Raw genomic sequence first — 5,364 nt, 5'->3', positions numbered from 1 at the left:
CGCGGCGCCCGCGCCGGGGCCGTACGCCCCGCAGGCCCACCCGGGTGCCCTGCCGCCCGTCACGGGCCCCGAGGGCGCCGCGGATCCCGGCGCCTACCCCTACGCGCCCCAGCCGGGCGCGGCGGGCGCGCCCGTCGACCCCCGCGCCGGCGGGTGGCCGAGTGTGACGCCCGAGCAGCGGCAGCGGTCGGTGCACGGCGCGCCGCTGGGCTTCACGGCCGCGGTGGAGCTGTCCTCGGAGCGGCTGCTCAAGGGCAAGCCCAAGCCGAAGAAGCAGAGCCCCGCGAACCGGTTCAAGTTCGGCGGCAAGAAGGAGGAGGCCGAGCGGCAGCGCAAGCTGGAGCTCATCCGCACACCCGTCCTCTCCTGCTACCGCATCGCGGTCATCAGCCTCAAGGGCGGCGTCGGCAAGACGACGACCACCACCGCCCTGGGCGCGACGCTCGCCACCGAACGCCAGGACAAGATCCTCGCGATCGACGCCAACCCGGACGCCGGCACGCTCGGCCGCCGGGTGCGCCGCGAGACCGGGGCGACGATCCGGGACCTCGTCCAGGCGATCCCGCACCTCAACAGCTACATGGACATCCGCCGTTACACCTCGCAGGCGCCCTCCGGACTGGAGATCATCGCCAACGACGTGGACCCGGCGGTCTCCACCACGTTCAACGACGAGGACTACCGGCGCGCCATAGACGTGCTCGGCAAGCAGTACCCGATCATCCTCACCGACTCGGGCACCGGCCTCCTCTACAGCGCGATGCGCGGGGTGCTCGACCTCGCCGACCAGCTGATCATCATCTCCACGCCGTCCGTGGACGGCGCGAGCAGCGCCAGCACCACGCTGGACTGGCTCGCCGCGCACGGTTACGGCGAGCTGGTCTCGCGCAGCATCACGGTCATCTCGGGCGTCCGCGAGACCGGCAAGATGATCAAGGTCGAGGACATCGTGTCGCACTTCGAGACCCGCTGCCGCGGCGTCGTCGTCGTGCCGTTCGACGAGCACCTGGCGGCGGGCGCGGAGGTCGACCTCGACATGATGCGGCCGAAGACCCGCGAGGCGTACTTCCACCTGTCCGCCATGGTGGCCGAGGACTTCGTCCGGGCCCAGCAGCAACAGGGCCTGTACGCGGCGCCGCACCAGGCACCCCCGGTGCCGGGCGGCTACGCGCCGGCGCCCGCGCCCGAGGCGGCGTACAACCCCTACGGTGCCGGCCAGCCGGGCCCGTACCCCGCGCAGGACGGCTGGGCCATGCCGCCCCAGCAGTAACGGCCTACGACGGAAGGGCCCCGGGCGCGCTCCTCGCGCCCGGGGCCCTTCGTCGTCTTCGTGCGGAACGTCGTCCGCAGGTCGTCAGCCGGCGACCACGGCCGCCTCGTGCGCCGCCACCAGCTCGCGGGCCCGCTTCACGTCGTCCGCCATGCAGGCCAGCAACGCCTCGATGGACTCGAACTTCTCCATGCCGCGCAGGTACGCCAGGAAGTCCACGGCCGCGTGCAGGCCGTACAGGTCCAGGCCGACGCGGTCGATGGCGTACGCCTCCACCGTCCGCTCGGTCGCGTCGAACTGCACGTTCGTGCCGACCGAGATGGCCGCCGGCATGGCCTCGCCGCCGACGGTCAGCCAGCCGGCGTAGACGCCGTCCGCCGGGATCGCCGTGTGGGGCAAGGTCTCCACGTTGGCGGTCGGGAAGCCCAGCTCCCGGCCGCGCTGCGCGCCGCGCACGACGACGCCCTCGACGCGGTGCGGGCGGCCGAGGATCTCCATGGCACCCGCCATGTCGCCCTCGGCGACCAGGCGCCGGGCCAGGGTCGAGGAGAACGGCAGCCCGCCGCCCGCCTCGCCCGTCACCTGCAGGTCGATGGTCTCGACCGCGTAGTCGTACGTGCCGCCGAGCTCCTTGAGGTACTCCACGGTGCCGGCCGCGCGGTGGCCGAAGCGGAAGTTGGGGCCCTCCACGACCAGCTTGGCGTGCAGCTTGTCGACCAGGACCTTCACCACGAAGTCGGCGGCCGACAGCTGCGAGAACTCCGCCGTGAACGGCAGGATCAGCACCGCGTCCACGCCCAGCTCGGCCATCAGCTCCGCACGCCGGTGGTGCGGCGCGAGCAGCGGCGGGTGGCTGCCGGGCCGGATCACCTCACGGGGATGCGGGTCGAACGTCACGACGACCGCGGGGACGCCGAGCTCACGGGCCCGGTCCACCGTACGACCGATGATCAGCTGATGCCCGCGGTGCACGCCGTCGTACGAGCCGATGGTGACGACGCTGCGCCCCCAGTCCTGGGGGATGTCCTCCAAGCCACGCCAGCGCTGCACTGTGCCCGCTCCTCGCCCGAACCCGAACCTTTGTCTGTCTGATGACGCAGGTCTAAGAGTGCCATGCCGGTTGGCGGCGCTCCGCATCGGCCGGTGAGCCGACGGTCACACCCGCGGGGTCGGAGGCGTCCGACGCGTCGTCCCCGCCCCCGCCGCCGCCCTTCTCGCGTCCCGCGGTGAGCCGGATGCGCGCGCTCGGGCCCACCACCACGGCCCACTGCGCCGGGGCCGACTTCAGCCAGCCGCGGACCTGGGCGCCGAAGAACGGGACCTCGCGGGCGAGCTGCGTCAGCCGGCGGTCGAAGCAGGCGGCGCCCTCGGGCGTACGGGCCATCAGCAGGCCGGTGCGGTGGACCAGGTCGCGCGTGCGGGCCTCCGAGCGGTCGGCGGCCCCGGCGGCCACGGCCCGCAGCAGTGCGTCGAGGACGGTGACGTCCCGCTCGTACGGCCCGTACTCCTCCCGTTCCATCAGCACCTCCAGCAACTCCTGGCGCAGCGGGCGGGACAGTGGCGTGCCGGAACCGGCGAGCACGGGCGCGAGCGCGCGCCGGACGTGCGGGGGGCAGGTGCGCACCAGGTCCACGACGAGAGGGAAGATCACGGCCCGGGCGGGCGGGCCGTCCTCCAGGCGCCGGTGGACGAAGGCCGCCGCGTTCTGGGCGCCCTCCGGGCGGTGCTCGACGTGCTCCCGTACGAGCGAGGCGATGCGGCGGGCGAGGGTGGCCGGCGAGGACACCTCGGCGAGCGTGCGCAGGACGTCGGCGGGCCGCTCCCCGGGCTCGTACAGCCGGGCCTGGAAGGCGCCGAGCACGAGGTCGGGGTGGCTGGTCAGGGCGGGCGCGAGGACGTCGGGCGGCAGGTGCGGGTCGCCCGCGGAGAAGCGGGCGAGGGCCTGGGGCAGGTGCTTGGCGCGGGTGTCGGCGTCGCGCACGAGGAGGGCCAGGGCGGTGCCGTGCAGGGCGCCCTCGGCGGGGCGGCCGAGCAGGGCGAGGGCCGAGAAGCGCAGCAGTTCCCGGTCGGCCTCGGTGGTGACGTGGGGCGCCGTCCGCAGCCCGTACGCGGCGGCCGCCACGTGCCGCTCGACGCGGTCGTCGTGGGCCCAGCGGTCCACGGCCCGGCAGAGCGCGGAGGGCTCGTCCTCGGCGAGGGCGGTGAGCAGTTCGTCGGCGCGCGGATGGCCGGCCTCCACGAGGGCCTCGGCGAGGTCGTCGATGGCCCGGCGGCGGTGGGTGTGCAGCAGGGCCTGGGCGACGGTGGCGACGGTGGGCCGTACGTGGCCGCCGAGGTTCATGGTCTGCAGGGCCCGCTCGTCGGTGAACCAGCGGCACAGGAGGGGCTGTGCGTCACACGTGTGCTCGATGAGGAGGGCCGACGTGGCGGTCAGGAACCGGTCGGCGGGGTGGACGTGCTTCTGCGGCCCGTCCGTCGCGCCCGCCGTTCCGGACGGCCGGCCGCCCCCGCGGGCGGGCCCCGGCACCCGGGCACCCCCGGCGTCGCCCTGCCCGCGACGCCCGCGACCGGGCCCCGCGCCGACGGGCCCGCCGGCCTCGTCCCAGCCGTCGCCGCCGTACGCCCGGCCCGGAACGGCGTCGCCCGCTGCGCCCCGTACGCCCCGGCTTCCGCGCGCCTGACCCGGCACGGTCCCACGGCCCCCGGGCCCCTCGCCGGCACCGTCCCGTGCGCCCCCGCTCCCCCGGGTCTGGCCGGGCACGCCGCCGCGCCCGGCACGCTCTCCCGCGTCGTCCTCTGCCGCGCCGCTCCTCCGGGTCCGACCGGGCACCGCCCCACGGCCCCGGGCGTCCTCGTCCGCTCCGTCGCTCCCGCGGGCCCGGCCCGGCCCGGTGCCGTACCCGGCGCGCTCCGCCGAGTCGTCCCCTGCCGCACCGCCCCCACGGGTCCGACGAGGCCCGGCGCCCTCGTCAGCCCCGGCCCACTCCTCCGACGCGCTCCCCGCGTCCTCCGGGGCACCCGCGCTCCCGCGCGTCTGCCCCGGCACGCTGCCGCGCCCGGTGCCCTCCCCCGGGCCGTCCTCTGCCGCGCCGTTCCTGCGGGTCCGACCGGGCACCGCCCCGTCGCCCCCGGCACACTCCGCAGCCGACGCGCTCCCCCGTACGCCCTCGCTCCCGCGCGGCCCCCCGGGCGCGGTCCCGTGCGCGTCCTCCGAGTCGCCACTCCCGGGCGTCTGCCCCGGCACGCCCCCCTGGCGTCCGGCGTGACCCGGCGTCGCGTCGGTGGGGTGCTCCGGCTGCCCCGCGGCGCCCGTCCCCGGGCGGTCCTGCTCCGCCGTCTCCGGCCGCGCGTGCCCCGGACCGGGCACGCGGTGCCCGCCGGTGTCCGGGCGGCCCGGGACCCGGGCGTCCGCACCCTCCTCGGGGGGTGTCGCGTCGTGCGCCTCGGTGACCTCGCCCGTACCGGCCGTTGCGGGGGCGTCGTCCTCCTCGGACGCCGGGCCCGCCTCCAGGGCGGCGGTGGCGGCCTCCTGGGCCGCGCCCGGCGGGGGGCTGTCGGCGGGGATGAGGATCCTGAGCAGTTCCAGCCGGTCGGCCAGGCCCAGCGGCAGGCGGAGCCAGAACCAGGGGCCGAACTCGGCGAGGCCGCCCAGCGCGCGGGAGTCGGCGCTGTCGAAGCCGCCCGCGGCCACCGAACGGGCCGTGACGCGCTCGGCCAGCAGCCGCAGCACGCCCAGGTAGGGCGTGGCGTCGGGCACCCGCAGCAGGGCCTCGCCGAGCAGGTGGGCGGCCCACCAGGAGGGGTCGCCGGCACAGCGGCCGCCGTCCGCCTCCGTGCCCCCGTCGCCCTTCGCGGTGCCCTTGGCCTGCCTCGCGTCCTCGGCGGCCCTGGCGGCTTCCGCGCGCAGCGCGAGCGTCTCCACGGCGTGGACCAGCGCGCTCAGGCGCCGGGAGAGCTCGATGGGGCCCGCGCGGCGCGCGAGCAGGAGCAGCGCCTGCAGGACGGGCCCGATGCGGTGCCGTGGCACGGGCAGGGGCCGGGGCGGCTCCTGCGCCGCCGCACCGCGCTTGCGGCGGCGGGTGCCCGAGCGGGCC

2 protein-coding genes and 1 pseudogene are annotated in these 5,364 nt (G+C 76.8%); 1 reads left to right on the top strand and 2 read right to left on the bottom strand.

The annotated features are described in order from the left end of the window. Nucleotides 1–1,270: MinD/ParA family ATP-binding protein (locus LE181_RS31400; protein ID WP_225664969.1), on the top strand; the 1,270-nt coding region annotated here is incomplete at its 5' end. 84 nt (nt 1,271–1,354) lie between these two features. Here LE181_RS31400 and LE181_RS31395 read toward each other — a convergent pair. Both LE181_RS31395 and LE181_RS31390 read right to left on the bottom strand, forming a co-directional pair. Continuing rightward, nucleotides 1,355–2,320 (bottom strand): bifunctional riboflavin kinase/FAD synthetase, encoded by a 966-nt coding sequence (locus tag LE181_RS31395; protein WP_225664968.1) that lies wholly within the window; start codon nt 2,318–2,320, stop codon nt 1,355–1,357. A 52-nt stretch (nt 2,321–2,372) separates the two neighbouring features. Beyond that, nucleotides 2,373–5,364, bottom strand: a pseudogene (locus LE181_RS31390) (hypothetical protein); the annotation flags it as partial.

The organism is Streptomyces sichuanensis (genome assembly GCF_020328095.1).
Lineage (GTDB): Bacteria > Actinomycetota > Actinomycetes > Streptomycetales > Streptomycetaceae > Streptomyces > Streptomyces cinnamoneus.
The sequence above is the reverse complement of the archived record's forward strand: the minus strand, read 5'-3'. Positions and strand labels throughout refer to the sequence as shown.